Here is a 17,484-nt window from a genome sequence, read left to right on the forward strand (position 1 = left end):
TTGTCGTTATCTCCGTCTGTCAGTCGCCGCTTTTGTGCGGCATGGTGTACAAAACAACTGCAACACATATTGCAGCCGCCGCTGCAATGAACAAGGTCGGCGGACCAACGCAGCCCTCCGCCATGGCGGCTGGGCGCTGTCCGTCTGAGTCGGCCATGGTCACGAAGGTGATGAACGCTGTCCACAGCAGGACGGCAACCAGCCCACCCCATTGGCTGCGCACCAAAACCGCCATGACCGTCGCCGCCAACAAAAACAGGCCCATCGGCGCGGTCAGCAGCCCGACCGCTTCGCCAATGGCTGACACAGACGTGCCGTCCCAATCCGGGCGCAAGATGGCACAGGCCTCCGCATGCGCCATGGTCGGCCATCCCAACACTGCCGTACCAAGTGAGGCGAAGGTGCGCTTAGTCCTCTTCAAAGGGGTCCCATTCATCGTCGACTTCGGGCAGTGCTTCGATATGGGCCTCTTGCGCGATGTCTTCGGCGGTGCGGATGGCGGTGATCGTGGCCTTTGGGAATTGGGCGATGACGGCCTGGACCAGCGGATGCGCTTCGGCCTTCGACTTCAGGGCCAAATCCGCGGCATCGCGGACCTCGGCGACGGTCTCGGCACCGCCTTCGTTCACGACCGACACGGCCCACCGGTTGCCAGTCCACAACTGCAGCCGCGCGCCAAGCCGTTGGGCCAGATCGCGGGGTGCTTTTTCGGTGGGCACAAATTCGATCCGCCCCGGCTGGTAGGCCGCCAGCCGCAAGGTTGTTTCAACCTCGACCAGCAGTTTGACGTCCCGATTGGCGCGGATCAGCTCCAGAACGTGATCAAAGCTGGGGTAGCGGGCCAAGGCCGCGTCGCGATCTTGGGCCAAGGCAGTCGTCTGGCCTACGGCATTAGGCCGGGCCGCCATTCGGCTTTGCGCTTGCTGCACCGCCTGAACGCCGGAAGACGTGCCGCTTGGCGTCGGGGGGGCGGTCGGTGCTGGCGGCACCGCGTTTTGCAATTTGCGCACCAACTCGTCAGGGCTGGGCAGGTCGGCCACATGGGTCAGGCGGATCACGGCCATTTCGGCAGCCATCATAGCGTTGGGGGCTGCGGCCACCTCGTCCAGCGCCTTGAGAAGCATCTGCCAGAGCCGGGTCAGCACCCGCATCGGCAACGCCTCGGCCATGGTCAACCCACGCGCGCGTTCATCGGGGGAGATGGTCGGATCATCCGCCGCTTCCGGTGTGATTTTTACCACCGACACCCAATGCGTGATCTCGGCCAAGTCGCGCAGAACGGCCATCGGGTCGGCCCCGTCCGCGTATTGCCCGCCAAGCTCGGTGAGCGCACCGGCGGCGTCTCCCTTGAGGATCATGTCAAACAGATCAAGCACCCGCCCCCGATCCGCAAGGCCCAGCATCGCGCGCACCTGATCGGCGCTGGTTTCACCCGCCCCGTGCGAAATCGCCTGGTCCAGCAAAGATGTCGCATCGCGCGCAGACCCTTCGGCCGCGCGGGTGATCAGCGCCAGCGCATCAGCCGCAATCTCGGCCCCCTCGGCAGTGGCGATCTTGCGCAGCAGCGCGATCATCACTTCCGGTTCGATGCGGCGCAAATCGAACCGCTGGCAGCGGGACAGCACCGTCACGGGCACTTTGCGAATTTCAGTGGTCGCAAAGATGAATTTTACATGGGCGGGCGGCTCTTCCAGCGTCTTGAGCAGCGCGTTGAAGGCGCTGTTGGACAGCATGTGCACTTCGTCGATGATATAGATTTTGTAGCGCGCCGAGGCCGCGCGGTAGTGGACCGAATCGATGATTTCACGGATGTCATTGACGGACGTGTTCGAGGCGGCGTCCATCTCGAGCACATCGACATGCCGCCCTTCCATGATCGCCACGCAATGTTCGCATTGCCCGCAGGGTTCGGTGGTCGGCCCGCCGTTGCCGTCGAGCCCAATGCAGTTCATCCCCTTGGCGATGATCCGAGCGGTTGTGGTTTTGCCCGTCCCGCGAATCCCCGTCATGACAAAGGCTTGGGCGATCCGGTCCGCCTCGAACGCATTTTTCAGCGTGCGCACCATCGCGTCCTGACCCACAAGGTCAACAAAGGTTTCGGGCCGGTATTTGCGGGCGAGGACCTGATATTTCTGGGGTTCTTCGGACATGGGCCTCTGGCTTTGGTGGGGTGGATTCGGCGTGCGAGTGCAAACCTACGGGGCGCGCGCGGCGGCGTCCACCACCGGCGTCACCAAACCGCGCCCGGCGCGAAAACCTTTCAAATCGTCATGCGATGCAACTATTGTGCCCCATCAAGCGTTGACGCGCGAGGACACGGAGGAAACAGCATGCGACTGCGCGGGATTACCAGAAGCCGAAACATCGAAGATCGCAGAGGGCGCGGGCGTGGCCGTGCGGGTGCTGCGGGCGGTTTGGGGATCGGCGGTATCCTGATCGTTCTCGTCATTGGCTGGGTCACGGGCATCGACGTCATGCCGTTTTTGTCGGGCGGGCAGGCCCCTGCCACCGCAAGCCGGCCGGTGACCGAGGCCGATCAGCGCGAAGGCGAATTTGCCGCTCGCGTCCTTGCGACCACCGAAGCCGTCTGGGCGCAAGAGTTTCCCGAGCAGGTGGGCCGTCCCTATACGCCGCCGGTGATGGTTCTGTATTCAGGCGTTACGCAAAGCCCTTGCGGCGGAGCCTCCGGCGCGACGGGGCCGTTTTACTGCCCCGCCGATCAAAAGGCCTATCTGGACACGGCATTCTTTTCGACCATGCGTAACCGCCTTGGCGCGGGTGGAGATTTCGCCGCCGCCTATGTCATCGCCCACGAGGTCGCGCATCACGTTCAGAATGAATTGGGGATTTTGGGTCAGGTCCATCGCGCCCGCCAGCAGTCGTCTGAGGTTGAGGCCAACCAACTGACTGTCCGTTCCGAGCTGATGGCGGACTGTCTGTCCGGCATCTGGGCGCGCAATGTCGGGGATTTAATGGAACGTGGCGATCTGCAAGAGGCGTTGAATGCGGCCCGCATGATCGGCGATGACCACCTGCAGCGTCAGGCCGGGCGCGTGCCCCAGCCTCACACCTTTACCCATGGCACCTCCGAACAGCGCGCGCGTTGGTTCCAGCGCGGCTATGATTCGGGGCAGATGAACGATTGCGACACATTCGCTGCGCGTCAGTTGTAAGCCGCTAGAGCGACCACAAGACGGCACCCGTCGCCACGGTGGCGACCGTCAGCGCCAGCGCGATCAATGTGAAATTGCGCGGTGACTGCGTGATCACATCATTTTCCGTGAGCCGCACAATCGAGGTGCAGGCCTGTTTGCGGGCGGTCCAGTAGAGGATGATCGCGATGATCAGGAACAGGCTGGCGACCACTTTGGCCACCCATGTGGGGTCGGTTGCGCCAAACACAGCCTTGAGCGCGATGGCTATCCCGACACCACCCAGCCCCGTCCCGATCCAGCTTGCAAATGTTCGCTCGATGGCGAGGAGCGTGCGGTCTTCGGCCCAACGCGTGCGGGTCTTTGCGTCATCTTCAGATCTGTCTGCCATTGCTCTGCCCCATCCCTAACTTTTGCCGCCTTATAGCAGCGCGGGCAGGGTGCGCAAAACGTCCGAGTCGCGCCGGGCACGCGCCAGCATCCACCCACCTTGTATTAGCACGAACAGGTTTTCCGCGTTGGTTTGCGCCTCGTCCTCGGGCAGGCCGAAGCGTTCGGCGTGATCGTGTACTTCGGCGATCCAGCCTTCGTAAATGTGGCTGGCATGGGCGCGGAATTCAGTGTTGTCCGGCCCTTCGAACAGTGTTGCGGCAATCGGGCATGTGTCCCAGCCCGTCAGATCGAACAGTTTGGCCAGCTTGAAACACAAGGTCGTGGCCCCGTCCTTGAACGTCTTGGCCCCGTCGAAACTCGCCGCGATCAGCCGCAGCATCTGGTCTGAGGCCCACGTGGCCGCCGCCATTGCCAGGTCCGACTTCCCGTTGGGAAAGTGGTGATAAAGCGACCCTTTGGGCGCTTTGGCATGGCTCAGCAGATCGGCCAGACCCACCCCGTGATATCCGCGCGTGCGAAACAGCGTGGCCGCCGATTGGATCAGGCGGTCTTTGGTCGGAAGGGCGGGCGTCGTCATCATTTAATCTTGACAGGAATAGACCGATTGGTCCAGCGTCGAGATTAGACCATTCGGTCTAGTCCCGCCACGGTACCAAAAAGGGGGTTCACCATGTTCGATGCAGACGCGCTACAACGTGCTGTCCGTGAGCGATCGGTCGCGTTCAAGACCGAGGATGGGGCCGAGCTGGTCGGTCGCTTGTATCTGCCATCGGGGCGTCCGTTTGCGGCTGTGGTTCTGAACAGCGCAACCGGGGTGCCCCAGACGTTTTACACCCATTTTGCGCGCTGGCTGGCGGCGGAACGGGGGATGGCCTGTCTGACCTACGACTATCGTGGGACAGGGCGATCCTGTGCCGGGCCGATGCGCAAGGTGGTTGCAGATATGTCCGACTGGGGCATCCGCGATCAGACTGCGGCGCGTCGCATCATGCGCGATGAGGTGCCCGGCGTTCCGTTGTGGATCATCGGCCACTCCTTGGGTGCGATCATGTTACCCAACCAGTCCGATATGGACGATGTGGTGCGGGTGATCGGCGTGGCATCGGGCATGGTGCATCATTCAGACCATCCATGGCCTTATCGGGCGCTGGCCCTGAATTTCTGGTTTGCTCTGGGGCCTGTCGCCACCCGCCTGTATGGGTATCTGCCTGGCAAACCCTTGAAGTTCGGAGAGGACCTGCCCGCTGGAGTCTTCTGGCAATGGCGTAGATGGTGCACGTCCCGTGACTTTTATGATGCCGATATCGGCACCCGCATGCCCGCGCCGGATTGGCAAAGCGAGGCGCGAGTACGGCTCCATTCCTTTGCGGATGACGATCTGATCCCGGTCCATTGCGTGGAACGCCTGCGCAACGTCTTTGGGCCACGGGCCGAACATGTGACCATCGATGCAAAGGACCATGACCTCGACACGATTGGTCACCTGGGCGCATTCTCACGACGCAATCGGGCGATCTGGGGGACGCTGCTGGAGGGCTGAGTGGCCCGCCCCGCATCGCGCACGTTTGCGCAGATGGGGCGGCTGGTGAGAGATTGACAACGACCCAAGCGGGGCTCGTTACGGCTGCTTCCTTCCGGATCTGACCGGGTTGGCGAGGCGCTCGCCCGCGCCAACCTCTCGACCCGCATATAAGTCGGGCGCGCGCGCAACGCAAGATGTCCTCAGATCAAAACCTTGATCCGCAGAAAGCCTGCGTCGCTCAGTCCGATGGGGATTGGATCAAAGACGGCAATATCATCAAGATGTTGCGCCGCATTGGGTGAGGTTTCGATGATGGTTGGGGTGTCATGGGCCCCGTTGAAATGCCAGACCGGGTGCTGCTGGACAGGGATGGCGCCGCGCCTCGACAGTTGGTCGCGCAGTGCCGATTTCAACTCGACATCGGTGCGCACCAATGTCGTGTCGCGGGTGAGGCCCGGATATGCACCCCCGCCTGCACCGCGATAACTTGTCATCGCGACGAGAAATCTGGCGTCTTCGGCGATTGGCACCCCATTCAGCGTCAGCGCGGTCACCCGGCCCGCATTTGCTTGGGTCGGGATCCCTAGCGGGGTGTATTTCGGAAGTGCGAACGGGTCGATCAGGGTCATTGGCCCGTGCAGAAGATCAAAGTTGAAACAGGGGACCGTCGGGTTCACCAAGTTGCTGAGCCCAGTGCGCGAAGGGGAAAAATAGACTGCGGATCGTTCGGCCCAGGCCCACAAATCGCTGCCCGTCAGCACGGCCGCCCAGATCGCGTTGCGATAGGGGCACAGAGTCGACAGGTGGCCAGTGGTGAGCGGCCCCTTGGCGACCTCGACAAAGTTCGTGGGGCCGGCGCGCCCCCCAAGGGCCATGGGTGCAACAGAAGCTATGACCGGCAGTGCCGCCAGTTCCGTGCCCGCAACATGGTCGGTGATCGTTTCGGTCATTGCATCCGCAATCAGTTGCGTGCTTGGCCCGGATTGCAGCATGTCAAAATAGCTGTGAAATCCTGTGTCCGTTTGCGCAATGACTTCGCCAAGGGCGGCGCGGGTCTGTAGCACTGCGGGGGCCGCGATCTGGGTGATTGCAGCGTCGGGCATCTGGTCTGCGCGATTGCGCCGCAGGGCAACGCTGTGGCCTGTAACCTGCCAAGCGTCATCGGCATATGACAACGCCAGATCGATCACGCCCAACATCTCGGCCGCATATCCCGGCATGACTGCGGGCACATCGGACACGGTGCCTGCATCCGGGCAGACTTCATCGCCTCCGTCATGCTGGGTGGCCGGAAATTCCCGGTGGGTGTGCCCCATAATCATCGCATCTATACCGCTGACTTGCGCGGCGATGGCTGTGGCGAAATTCTCGCCGTCGGCGGGGCTGGCCAAACCGCTATGGCACAGCATGACGACCAGGTCGGCGCCATCGGCCCTGAGCGTCTGGACCGACCGGCGGGCGGCTGCAACGCCGCGCGCAAAGGCGACGCGCCCCGACAGGAACCGGTGGTTCCAGATGGCGGTCTGCGGGGGCAGGACGGATGTGACCCCGATGGTCAACGCCCGCGTTTCGCCGTCAGAGCACGCGACGTCCCGCTTGAGAACATGGCCAGCGCGGACTCCTTTGACGTCGCCAGCCCCGATGCTGGCACACAGCACAGGGGCGTCAATCTGCGTCACGATCTGTTCCAGAAACGCGAGCCCGAAGTCGAAGTCGTGATTGCCAAGCCCGACCGCATCGAAGTCCAACGCATTCAGAACATGCGCCCAGGGATGCGGCTCTGATCCCGGCATCTGAGCGCACACATCGCCCATCGGTGTCCCTTGCAGCGCATCACCATTGTCAAACAGCAGACAGGTCCCGGCAGCCTCCTGCCGTGCGGTGGCGATCAGTGGTGCAAGGTTGTCCATCCCCCGACCTGACACGGGCGCATCACGCAAGGCATCCCATCCAACGATGTGCATATGCACATCACTTGTGGCGAGAAGGCGCAGATGGGCTTTAGGCGAGTTCATCCGTTCACGTTCACCCAGAGGTAGAGTAATGGCAACCCGCATCACGGGAAAATCTGTTTGATGTCGCGCGCTTGTTCGCGCGTGCATTGCACCGCCGGGCGTGTCATGCCAAGCCTGCACGGCAGATACGCCAGCGCAGGGAGCACGCATCATGCGACACGCCGAAACGGTCACGTTTGGGGGATCCGGTCTGGACCGTGCAGGGGAATTGCGCGCGGATCCTGCCGCCCTGGCGGATGCCGCAGCGGACCCGGCGGCACGCACGATCCTGCTGTGGCAGGGCAAACCACTGATCTCGAAGACCCGGCCCGCCGCGCTGTTGCGCGTGCCGCTTGATCATCCCGCCTTGGCGGATGCGGCAGCCTCGCCGGTCTTTCTGGGCCGCGAAGATGGTGCGCCCCGCTTTGCCCATGATCTGTCGGGATGGACCCCTGTGGATATCGACAACGCGCAATTGGGCGCGTTTCTGGATCCGAGCGAGCAGCACCACCCCGCCTTTGCGCCTAATGAAGTCTTTGCCGAGCTCCGCCGCATCATGACGTGGCTGACCCCGCGCGATGCGGAACTGGCCGCGACGGCAAAGGCGATCTTTGGCTGGCACGAAAGCCACCGGTTTTGCGCCAGGTGTGGCGCTGCCTCGGATATGGGGCAGGGCGGGTGGCAACGCATCTGTCCGACCTGCGGTGCGCACCACTTTCCGCGCACGGACCCGGTTGTCATCATGCTGATCACCCATGGCAATTCGGTCCTGATGGGGCGATCGCCCGGTTGGCCCGAAGGGATGTTTTCACTGCTCGCGGGGTTTGTCGAGCCGGGCGAAACTCTTGAGGCCGCCGTGCGCCGTGAGGTGTTCGAAGAGGCGGGCGTGCGGGTGGGGGCAGTCGATTATCTGTCAAGCCAGCCCTGGCCGTTCCCGGCCTCACTGATGTTCGGGTGCCGTGGCATCGCCACCAGCCGTGAGATCACAATTGACCCTGTCGAAATCGAAGCCGCAATGTGGGTCAGCCGAGAAGAGATGATGCACATCTTTGCAGGCGAACACCCGACGATTCTGCCCGCCCGCAAAGGGGCCATCGCTCACTTTTTACTGGAAAACTGGCTTGCGGATACGCTGGATTAAGGGAACACTGCGCAAAATCCCGGCTGACAGGCACATTCCATGAAATTCTCAACGCGCGAAGATATCGCTGCCCCGATTGATCAGGTGTTTGAAGCATTGTGTGACTTCGAGGGGTTCGAGCGTCAGGCGATGCGGCGTGGCGCTGATGTGCAACGCATTGACCCACTCACCCAACCGGGCGTGGGCATGAAGTGGAAGACGGCCTTTGATGTGCGTGGGCGGCGGCGCAATGTCGGCGTCGAAATGGCCCGCTTTGATGCCCCCAACGAGATGGTGTTCGAGGTGAAGTCATCGGGGATGGAGGGCAGCTTTGATGTGGAGTTGCTGGCGCTGTCGCGCAGCCGGACCCGGATGAACATCGCGCTTGAGATCAAGCCGCTGAACCTGTCGGCCCGTTTGCTGGTGCAGTCCCTCAAGCTTGCCAAGACCAACCTGACCAAGCGGTTCAAGCTGCGGGTGGCCGACTACACCAAGGGGCTTGAGGACCGGTTGCAGCGCACCGCCTAGTCCCGTTTGGCCGCCGCTGGATAGACCCCCAGAATGTCGAGCCTGTTGGTGAAGTAGTCCAACTCCTCCAGCGCGCGGGCAAGATCTGGGTCATCGGGATGCCCTTCGACATCGGCATAAAACTGCGTGGCCGTGAACGCGCCGCCCACCATGTAGCTTTCGAGCTTGGTCATGTTGATGCCGTTCGTCGCGAAGCCGCCCATGGCCTTGTAAAGCGCGGCCGGGATGTTGCGCACCTCGAACACGAAGGTGGTAATCATTGTCTCGCCCCGGCGCGACATGTCCTCGTCCGGCGACATCAGCAGGAAGCGGGTGGTGTTGTGGCCCTGATCCTCGATGTCCGTTGCCAGCACGTTCAGCCCGTGAATGTCGGCGGCCACATGCGAGGCCAAGGCACCCACGCCCATTTCACCCGAGGCGGCAATCGCGGCTGCGGCACCTGCGCTGTCAGCGGCGGCTTCGGCGGTGATCCCGTTGGCATCCAGAAAGGCCCGCGCCTGGGGCAGCAGCACCAGATGGGCGCGCACATGTTTGATATCCTCAAGCGTTTGCCCCGGCAGCGCCATCAGCGAAATGCGCACCCGCACGAACGCTTCGTCCACGATGTGCATCCCGCTTTCGGGCAACAGCCGATGAATGTCCGCAACCCGCCCATAGGTCGTGTTTTCGACCGGCAGCATGGCCATATCGGCCCGCCCCTCGCGCACGGCGGCAAACACGTCTTCAAATGTGGTGCAGGGCACAGGCGTGCCAGAGGGGCGGGTACTGAGGCAGGCCTCGTGACTGTAGGCACCCAAATCGCCCTGGAACGCAATCCGCTCTGACATCGTTACATCCTTGTCCATGCGCCGCAGTCCGTGTCAGGGCAGGGCGATTGGTCGCGCTTTCTATACCTTGCCAGTACGGAGGGGAAGCAATAGATATCGCGCGGAACGCTAACAAAAGTCGCGGAACGGAATCCTTATGTTCGACACGATGACCTTCACCAAAATCGCTGCCAGCTTTTGTGGGGCGCTTCTGATCCTTTTGCTGGGCCAGTGGGCCGCTGATGAATTGTATCACTCCGGTGGCCATGGTGAGCAGTCCTATGTAATCGATACAGGTGCCGAAGAAGCGGACGAGGATACGGTCGAAGTCGCCTTCGCCGACGTTTACGCCTCCGCCGATGCCGAAGCCGGTGTGCGTCTGTTCCGCCAATGTAGCGCGTGCCACAAGGCCGAAGCGGGCGAGAACGGCGTTGGTCCCTACCTGCACGGCGTTGTGGGCCGCGAGATCGGCTCGACCGACTATGCGTCCTACTCCGGCGCTCTATCGGAAGTTGCAGAGGTGTGGACCCCTGAAAACCTCAACGGTTTCCTTGAAGACCCACGCGGTTGGGCCCCCGGCACCTCCATGGGCTACAACGGCCTGAGCGACGTCGAAGACCGAGCCAACCTGATTGCTTACCTCGACAGCCTAGACGACTGATTTTGGGCACTTTGACAGAATTGAGACCGCGTGCGCTCCCGCATGCGGTCTTTTTCGTTGTTATGTTTCAAATGCGGGGCCTCATGCCGCTGTGAGATCACGGAATCTCAAGTTGCAAATTGGCGCGGCAGCGATTTAGCTTAAATTCCAACGACAAGACGGCCCTGAACGCCACATTGGAGGACAACCGATGCGTGACACCAGATCCCGGACCCAAGCACAGGCGCGTACCAAGGCGGTGCGAGAGACATCTCTGCGATGGGGGGCTTTGGTCGTCTTGGGGCTGATTACCACGTTCGCATGGGCCAGTCTGACGCGCGCCGACGGGCATGAAACGATCATCGAATCCCACGGTTTCTCGTTTTACGGTGATCTGACCTATCCCGAGGATTTTCCGCACTTCGACTATGTGAACCCCGACGCACCGAAGGGGGGCGAAATCTCCCTTGGCACGGTCGGCACATTTGATTCCCTGAACCCCTATTCGCGCAAAGGCCGCGGCGCTGCCTTGTCGAGCGTGATGTATGAAAGCCTACTTGGCGAAGGGGTGAACGGAACGCCCGCCCCGGCGGACGTCTACGCCGAATATTACGGCTTACTGGCGAAACGCATAGAATACGACGAGGGCAAGAACTGGGTCATCTTCCACATGCGTCCCGAGGCCCGGTTCTCCACCGGCGATCCCGTCACCGCCCACGATATCTACTTTTCGCACAACCTGCTACTGGATCAGGGTTTGAAATCCTATGGCGACGCTGTCCGCAAGCGCATCCCCAAAGTCGAGGTGCTGGACGATCACCGCATCAAGTTCTACTTTACCGAAGGCATCTCGCGCCGATCGTTGATCGAACAGGTCGGCTTCGTCCCCGCCTGGTCCAAGAAGTGGTACGAGGAAACCGGCGCGCGTCTGGATGAAAGCCGCCTAACCACATCACCCGGTTCGGGGCCCTACATGCTCGACAGTTTCGATGTGAACCGGCGCGTGACTTACAAACGCAACCGCGACTACTGGGGCAACGATCTGCCCATCAACGTGGGCCGCAACAATTTCGACAGCATCCGCATCGAATATTTCGGCGATGCAGAGGCCGCCTTTCAGGGCTTTCTGGCTGGCGAGTTCACGTATCGCACTGAAAACGACTCCAAGAAGTGGGCGACCGGCTATGACACGCCCAAGGTCAACAGCGGTGCGATCCAGTTGCGCGAGTTGCGCGACGGCACGCCGCCCACTCCGTCAGGCATCGTTTTCAACCTGAATTCCCCTGTGTTCGAGGACCGCCGCGTGCGCGAGGCAGTGGCACTGGCCTACAATTTCGAGTGGACCAACGCATCACTGCAATACGGTCTGTTCCAACAGCGCGCGTCCTTTACCCAAGACACGCCGATCATGGCGACCGGTGTGCCTGAAGGGGCCGAATTGGAGTTTCTGCAAGGTCTTGGCGATCTGGTCCCGCCCGAAGTCCTGAGCGAAGAGGTGCGTATGCCGCATACCTCGAACGAGGCGCGATTGTTTGACCGGCGCAATGCGCGCAAGGCCATGGCGCTGCTGGACGAGGCGGGATGGGCCGTCGGTGATGACGGCATCCGTCGCAAGGAAGGGCAAACGCTGACCATCAACTATCTGTTCAATTCGTCCTCGCCCGACACGCTGTCCGGCGCGATGGAAAATTTCGTATCCAACGTCGAAAAGCTGGGCATCGACATCCGCCTCGAAAAAGTGGACCCGTCCCAATATACCTCGCGTGAACGCGATCGCGACTATGATCTGGTCTATGATTCCTACGCTGCGTTCTTGGGCACCGGCACGGGGCTTGCCCAACGCTTTGGCTCCGAAGCTGCCGAGTTCTCCCTGTTCAACCCTGCCGGGCTCGCCAGCCCCCTGATTGACGCCATCATCGAAGGATCGCTGCTGGCTGAAACCCGCGAGGAGGAGCAAGCCTCGCTCATGGCGCTCGACCGGGCGCTGCGCCACGAGTTCATCATGATCCCGTTGTGGTACAAACCCAATCACTGGGTCGCCTATTACGACATGTACGAGTTCCCTGACGTGTTGCCGCCCTATGGCCTGGGGCAGCTCGATTTCTGGTGGTACAACGAAGAAAAGGCAGCCGAGCTGCGTGCCTCCGGCGCGTTGAGGTAAGCGGATGGCCCCCTATATCCTGCGCCGGCTGCTGTTGGTCATACCGACATTGCTGGGCATTTTGCTGGTCAACTTTACGCTGACCCAATTCGTGCCCGGCGGCCCGGTCGAACAGGCCATTGCGCGCGCCCAAGGGGGCGGCGACGTGTTCGGTGGCTTTGCGGGGGGCAATAACGATGCCGGAACGGACGAGCTGAATACCGCCTCCGACAGCTCCTACGTGGGCGCGCGTGGCCTACCGCCCGAGTTCATCGCCGAGTTGGAGCGGGAGTTTGGGTTTGACAAACCCCCCGTACAGCGCTTCCTCAACATGGTGTGGAACTACGCCCGGTTTGATTTTGGCGAGAGCTACTTTCGATCTATCGGGGTGATTGATCTGGTCATCGAAAAGCTGCCTGTGTCGATCAGTCTGGGGCTGTGGTCGACCCTCATCGCCTATGTGATTTCGATCCCGCTTGGCATCCGCAAGGCGGTCAAGGACGGCACGCCCTTTGATACATGGACCTCCGGCGCGATCATCGCCGCTTACGCCATCCCGGGCTTTCTGTTCGCGATCCTCTTGCTCGTACTTTTCGCGGGGGGCAGCTATTACCAGATATTCCCGTTGCGCGGCCTCACCTCGGACAACTTCGATGAATTGAGCGCGCTCGGCAAAGTCGCCGACTATTTCTGGCACATCACCCTGCCGGTGCTTGCGGGCACCATCGGGGCCTTTGCCACGCTGACCCTGCTGACCAAGAACAGCTTTCTGGACGAGATCAAGAAGCTTTACGTCATGACCGCCCGCGCCAAGGGGCTGTCGGAACGGCGCGTGCTTTATGGCCACGTGTTCCGCAACGCGATGCTGATCGTGATCGCAGGCTTTCCGGCTGTGTTCATTGGCGTGTTCTTTGGCGGCTCGCTGATTATCGAAACGATCTTTTCGCTCGACGGTCTGGGGCGGCTCGGGTTCGAGGCGGCGGTCGCGCGTGATTACCCCATCGTCTTCGGCACGCTTTATATCTTCGGCCTCATGGGCCTGCTCGTCGGTATCCTGTCGGACCTCATGTACGTGCTGGTCGATCCGCGCATCGACTTTGAGCGGAGGGAGGGCTGATGGCTGTACAAGACACCGACGCGCCCGTGGTCGTCCCGGCCCCCAAGCGGAAATTCTTTTCGCTCTCGCCGCTCAATCAACGCCGCTGGCGCAGTTTCAAGAAGAACCGCCGCGCCTATTGGTCGCTGTGGATTTTTGCCGTGCTTTTCGGATTGTCGCTGTTTGCCGAATTTCTCGCCTATGACAAACCGATCCTCGTGCGCTATCAGGGCGAATTCTACACCCCCATCTGGAACTTCTATTCCGAGACAGACTTCGGCGGTGATTTCCAGACCGAAGCGTCCTACCGCGACCCCGAGGTCGAATGCCTGATCGTGTCGGGGGGGCTGGATGCCTGTTTTGACGACCCCGAAGGCGTGATCGAGGATGCCCAGGACGGCGAAGTGGACGGTGAGGCGATCACCAGGGGTTGGACGATCTGGCCGCTGATCCCCTATTCCTATGACACGGCCGTCGAGCGCCCCGGTGCCGCCCCGCTGCCCCCCAACGGCGAAAATCTGTTGGGCACCGATGGCACCAAACGCGACGTGATGGCGAGGGTCATTCACGGCTTTCGCCTGTCGGTTCTGTTCACACTGATCGTCACCGGAGCGAGCGCGGTGATCGGGATCATCGCGGGCGCGGTGCAAGGCTATTTCGGCGGGCGCACCGACCTGATCTTTCAAAGGATCATCGAGATCTGGTCCTCGACCCCCAGCCTTTATGTGATCATCATCATGTTCGCCATTCTGGGACGAAGTTTCTGGCTGCTTGTGTTCCTGCTGGTGCTGTTCGGCTGGACCGGCCTTGTGGGCGTGGTGCGCGCCGAATTCCTGCGGGCACGCAACCTCGAATATGTGCGCGCCGCCCGCGCGCTTGGCGTCAACAACCTCACGATCATGTTCCGCCACATGCTGCCCAACGCGATGGTGGCGACACTGACCATGCTGCCTTTCATCATCACCGGCACGATCTCTTCGCTGGCGGTGCTCGACTTCCTCGGCTTTGGCTTGCCGTCATCGGCACCGTCCTTGGGTGAGTTGACCCTACAGGCCAAGCAGAACCTGCAAGCGCCGTGGCTCGCCTTCACCGCCTTTACGGTGTTTGCGATCATGCTGAGCCTTCTCATTTTCATCTTCGAAGGCATCCGCGATGCCTTTGATCCGCGAAAGACGTTTTCATGACCCCATTGCTCGACGTCAAGGACCTGCGGGTGGGATTCCGGCAGGACGGCAAGCTGACCGAGGCGGTGCGCGGCGTGTCGTTCTCGGTTGCGCGGGGCGAAACGGTCGCGCTGGTGGGCGAATCCGGATCAGGCAAGTCGGTGTCGGCCCTGTCCACCGTGTCCTTGCTGGGTGACAGCGCGGAGGTGTCGGGGTCGGTTACTTACGACGGCCAGCAGATGATCGGCGCGGATGAGCGGCTGTTGCGCAAGGTGCGCGGCAACGACATCTCGTTCATCTTCCAAGAACCGATGACGTCGCTGAACCCGCTGCACACCATCGAAAAGCAACTGGGCGAAAGCCTTGCGCTGCACCAGGGGATCGTGGGCGAGGATGCAAAGGGCCGTATCCTCGAACTGCTCGACAAGGTGGGCATTCGCGACGCCGAAAGCCGCCTGTCGGCCTATCCCCACCAACTCTCTGGCGGGCAGCGCCAGCGCGTGATGATCGCCATGGCGCTGGCCAACAAGCCGGATGTGTTGATCGCGGATGAGCCGACCACCGCGCTGGATGTCACCATTCAGGCGCAAATCCTCGACCTGCTGGCCGGGTTGAAAGAGACCGAGGGCATGGGCCTTTTGTTCATCACCCACGACCTCGGGATCGTGCGCCGCATTGCCGACCGGGTGTGCGTGATGCAGCAGGGCGAAATCGTTGAGACGGGTCCGACCGCCGAATTGTTCGCCAACCCGCAGCACCCTTATACGCAAAAGCTGCTGAGCGCGGAGCCTACGGGCCAGCCCGCTCCGGTCCCTGCCGATGCGAAGCTGGTGGCCGAAACGGCGAACCTCAAAGTCTGGTTTCCGATCACGGCAGGCTTTCTGCGCAAGACGGTCGGACACGTAAAGGCGGTCAACGACGCGACCCTGCAAGTCCATGCGGGCGAAACCGTGGGCATCGTGGGCGAATCGGGGTCAGGCAAGACGACGCTGGCGCTTGCGATCATGCGTTTGATCGCGTCCGAGGGCAGCATTGTGTACATGGGCCAAGACATCCGCGCCTGGTCCGTGCGCGAATTGCGCCGGCTGCGCAAGGACATGCAGATCGTGTTTCAGGACCCCTATGGCTCGCTCAGCCCGCGCATGACGGCGATGCAGATCATCGCCGAAGGGTTGGGGATCCACGGGATCGAGGACGGGCGCGGCCCGCGCGAAGTTGTGGCCGAGGTCATGGCCGAGGTAGGCCTCGATCCGTTGACCATGGATCGCTACCCGCACGAGTTCTCGGGTGGTCAGCGCCAGCGCATCGCCATCGCGCGCGCCATGGTCCTGCGCCCCAAGCTGGTGGTGCTGGACGAGCCGACTTCGGCGCTCGACATGACGGTGCAGGTGCAAATCGTTGAATTGCTGCGCGGGCTACAGCAGAAATATGGGCTGGCGTTCTTGTTCATCAGCCATGACCTCAAGGTCGTGCGCGCGATGAGTCACAAGGTGCTGGTGATGAAACAGGGTGATGTGGTCGAGCAGGGAGCGGCGGATGATCTGTTTGAGCGACCTCAAACCGATTACACCCGCCTGTTGCTGCAAGCCACGCACTAGGCGAGCAGGCCGACCACCATGGCTGCTGCCGCGACCACGTGGATCAGCATGATCGCGCGGTCGTTCCAGTGCAGCCCGACGATAAACCAGCCCACGATGCCTGCGCTGAAAAAGTAAAGGTTGAGGGGCGTGGCCTCCATCGCCGTGGCCCCGTAGCCGAAGATTTGGAGTGCGGATGCAATCCATTTGATCACGTCCGTGCTCAGCGTCTGACGCAGCGCGATCCTCATAGTCTGTTCAGATCGATGCAGGTCATGCGACGGGTGTGCCACCATTTACGTTTGGGGGAGCTGACGGGGACGCAGCGCCGGGTACGCGATGCAGTCATGAAAGTTTGGGCATAGATATCGAGCATGGGGGAACCTCGTTTGTTGATGTCGTTGTGCCACCAAACTTGCGCAAACGGCGTTATAATGCGACTCAATTGAAAATATAAAATGTAAGCTGAGTTGACATATGGACTGGAGAGACCTCCCCCCGCTCGCCGCATTGCGCGCCTTTGCCGCCTTTGTGGAGACAGGCAGCGTGGTGGAGGCGGGTGCGGCGCTTAACGTCAGTCACGCGGCGATCAGCCAGCAATTGCGTGCGCTTGAGGCGCATCTGGGCGTCAGCCTGTTGGACCGGTCGGGGCGCGCCATGGTGCTGACCCCTGACGGAGAGATATTGGCCCAGGGGTGCAGCGATGGGTTTGCCAGCATCGCCCGCGCGGTGGCGCTGGTGACCGGGGCCGAGGCGGCGCGCCCACTGCATATTTCGCCCACACCCAGCTTTGCCGCCGCATGGCTGATGCCGCGCCTCTCCGAATTCCGCGCCGTTCATCCGGGGATCAATCTGGTGCTGAACCCCACCGCTGATCTTGTGACGCTGAGCCCCGGCGGGGTCGATGTGTCGATCCGCTACGGCGTGGGCGGATGGGACGGGTTGGACGATGAATTGCTGCTGGAGACCTCAATGGTCGTGGTGGCCGCGCCTGCCTTGGTGGCTGGCCACGACACAACGGATCTGACGCGCTTGGGCGAGTTGCCGTGGCTGGAGGAGGTCGGTACCTCTGAAAGCACCCGCTGGCTCGAGACAAAGGGTGCGATGGGGGGGCTGCGCGGGGTGCTGACCCAAGTGCCGGGCAACCTGATGCTGGATGGTGCGCGGGACGGGCAGGGGTTGGCCGTCACGGTGCGGGCGTTTGTGGAAGCAGATATTCAGGCCGGTCGTCTGATCGTTCTGCATGAGGATGCGATCCCGGGGGCCGGATATCATCTTGTGACTCGCCCAGGCGTGCCGCGCCCTGCGCTGCGCGCTTTCGTCAAATGGATCCGCAAGGCAGCCCGGGGGTAG

Annotated in this window: 16 protein-coding genes, 1 other RNA gene and 1 pseudogene; 10 read left to right on the forward strand and 8 right to left on the reverse strand. The window is 61.8% G+C overall.

Annotated features, from left to right (window positions below):
- Positions 1–19: 19 nt before the first annotated feature.
- Complete coding sequence (locus tag Q0908_RS15425) at positions 20–361, reverse strand: hypothetical protein (protein WP_299286381.1); 342 nt, start codon at positions 359–361, stop codon at positions 20–22.
- A gap of 46 nt (positions 362–407) precedes the next feature.
- Positions 408–2,162: pseudogene (locus Q0908_RS15430) on the reverse strand (DNA polymerase III subunit gamma/tau); the annotation flags it as partial.
- Between the two features lie 168 nt (positions 2,163–2,330).
- Here Q0908_RS15430 and Q0908_RS15435 point away from each other — a divergent pair.
- Positions 2,331–3,173, forward strand: coding sequence for a neutral zinc metallopeptidase (locus Q0908_RS15435; RefSeq protein ID WP_299286384.1), 843 nt, complete (start codon positions 2,331–2,333; stop codon positions 3,171–3,173).
- 4 nt (positions 3,174–3,177) lie between these two features.
- Here Q0908_RS15435 and Q0908_RS15440 read toward each other — a convergent pair whose 3' ends face one another.
- Both Q0908_RS15440 and Q0908_RS15445 read right to left on the reverse strand, forming a co-directional pair.
- Entirely contained in the window at positions 3,178–3,543 is a 366-nt protein-coding gene (locus Q0908_RS15440; RefSeq protein ID WP_299286386.1) for a DUF202 domain-containing protein, read from the reverse strand.
- 30 nt (positions 3,544–3,573) lie between these two features.
- Positions 3,574–4,122, reverse strand: coding sequence for a TetR/AcrR family transcriptional regulator (locus tag Q0908_RS15445; RefSeq protein ID WP_299286389.1), 549 nt, complete (start codon positions 4,120–4,122; stop codon positions 3,574–3,576).
- Positions 4,123–4,215: 93 nt separating this feature from the next.
- Here Q0908_RS15445 and Q0908_RS15450 point away from each other — a divergent pair, with 93 nt between their 5' ends.
- Positions 4,216–5,085, forward strand: coding sequence for an alpha/beta fold hydrolase (locus Q0908_RS15450; RefSeq protein ID WP_299286392.1), 870 nt, complete (start codon positions 4,216–4,218; stop codon positions 5,083–5,085).
- A gap of 43 nt (positions 5,086–5,128) precedes the next feature.
- Here Q0908_RS15450 and ffs read toward each other — a convergent pair.
- Positions 5,129–5,226, reverse strand: an RNA gene (ffs, locus tag Q0908_RS15455) — signal recognition particle sRNA small type.
- Positions 5,227–5,267: 41 nt separating this feature from the next.
- Entirely contained in the window at positions 5,268–7,124 is a 1,857-nt protein-coding gene (locus Q0908_RS15460) for a 5'-nucleotidase C-terminal domain-containing protein (protein ID WP_299286396.1), read from the reverse strand.
- A 109-nt stretch (positions 7,125–7,233) separates the two neighbouring features.
- Here Q0908_RS15460 and nudC point away from each other — a divergent pair, with 109 nt between their 5' ends.
- Positions 7,234–8,202, forward strand: a complete 969-nt coding sequence (gene nudC / locus Q0908_RS15465) for an NAD(+) diphosphatase (RefSeq protein WP_299286399.1) — start codon at positions 7,234–7,236, stop codon at positions 8,200–8,202.
- A gap of 39 nt (positions 8,203–8,241) precedes the next feature.
- Positions 8,242–8,709: an SRPBCC family protein gene (locus tag Q0908_RS15470; protein WP_299286401.1), complete on the forward strand. Its 468-nt coding sequence runs from the start codon at positions 8,242–8,244 to the stop codon at positions 8,707–8,709.
- Here the strand turns inward: Q0908_RS15470 and Q0908_RS15475 are convergent.
- A complete protein-coding gene (locus Q0908_RS15475) occupies positions 8,706–9,554 on the reverse strand; it encodes a prephenate dehydratase (RefSeq protein ID WP_299286403.1) in 849 nt (282 codons plus the stop codon). The two genes, Q0908_RS15470 and Q0908_RS15475, sit on opposite strands and share 4 nt — an antisense overlap.
- Before the next feature lie 118 nt (positions 9,555–9,672).
- On the opposite strand from Q0908_RS15475, the gene Q0908_RS15480 reads away from it, so the two are divergent.
- The 5 genes from Q0908_RS15480 to Q0908_RS15500 all read left to right on the forward strand — a co-directional run bounded on the left by Q0908_RS15480 (position 9,673) and on the right by Q0908_RS15500 (position 16,152).
- Positions 9,673–10,176, forward strand: coding sequence for a cytochrome c family protein (locus tag Q0908_RS15480; protein WP_299286405.1), 504 nt, complete (start codon positions 9,673–9,675; stop codon positions 10,174–10,176).
- Positions 10,177–10,366: 190 nt separating this feature from the next.
- Positions 10,367–12,316, forward strand: coding sequence for an extracellular solute-binding protein (locus Q0908_RS15485; protein WP_299286409.1), 1,950 nt, complete (start codon positions 10,367–10,369; stop codon positions 12,314–12,316).
- 4 nt (positions 12,317–12,320) lie between these two features.
- The gene (locus Q0908_RS15490) at positions 12,321–13,412 is read left to right on the forward strand and encodes a microcin C ABC transporter permease YejB (protein WP_299286412.1); all 1,092 of its coding nucleotides are present in this window, start codon (positions 12,321–12,323) and stop codon (positions 13,410–13,412) included.
- Positions 13,412–14,575, forward strand: coding sequence for an ABC transporter permease (locus Q0908_RS15495; protein ID WP_299286415.1), 1,164 nt, complete (start codon positions 13,412–13,414; stop codon positions 14,573–14,575). The genes Q0908_RS15490 and Q0908_RS15495 overlap by 1 nt, the downstream gene beginning before the upstream one ends.
- On the forward strand, positions 14,572–16,152 hold the full coding sequence (locus tag Q0908_RS15500) for an ABC transporter ATP-binding protein (RefSeq protein ID WP_299286418.1): 1,581 nt from the start codon (positions 14,572–14,574) through the stop codon (positions 16,150–16,152). Before Q0908_RS15495 ends, Q0908_RS15500 begins: the two co-directional genes overlap by 4 nt.
- On the opposite strand, the gene Q0908_RS15505 is transcribed toward Q0908_RS15500, so the two are convergent.
- On the reverse strand, positions 16,149–16,382 hold the full coding sequence (locus Q0908_RS15505) for a DUF6552 family protein (protein ID WP_299286421.1): 234 nt from the start codon (positions 16,380–16,382) through the stop codon (positions 16,149–16,151). The two genes, Q0908_RS15500 and Q0908_RS15505, sit on opposite strands and share 4 nt — an antisense overlap.
- A gap of 226 nt (positions 16,383–16,608) precedes the next feature.
- Between Q0908_RS15505 and Q0908_RS15510 the strand changes: the two genes are divergently transcribed.
- Complete coding sequence (locus Q0908_RS15510) at positions 16,609–17,484, forward strand: LysR family transcriptional regulator (RefSeq protein WP_299286424.1); 876 nt, start codon at positions 16,609–16,611, stop codon at positions 17,482–17,484.

The sequence above is a fragment of the uncultured Tateyamaria sp. genome, from assembly GCF_947494755.1.
GTDB lineage: Bacteria > Pseudomonadota > Alphaproteobacteria > Rhodobacterales > Rhodobacteraceae > Tateyamaria.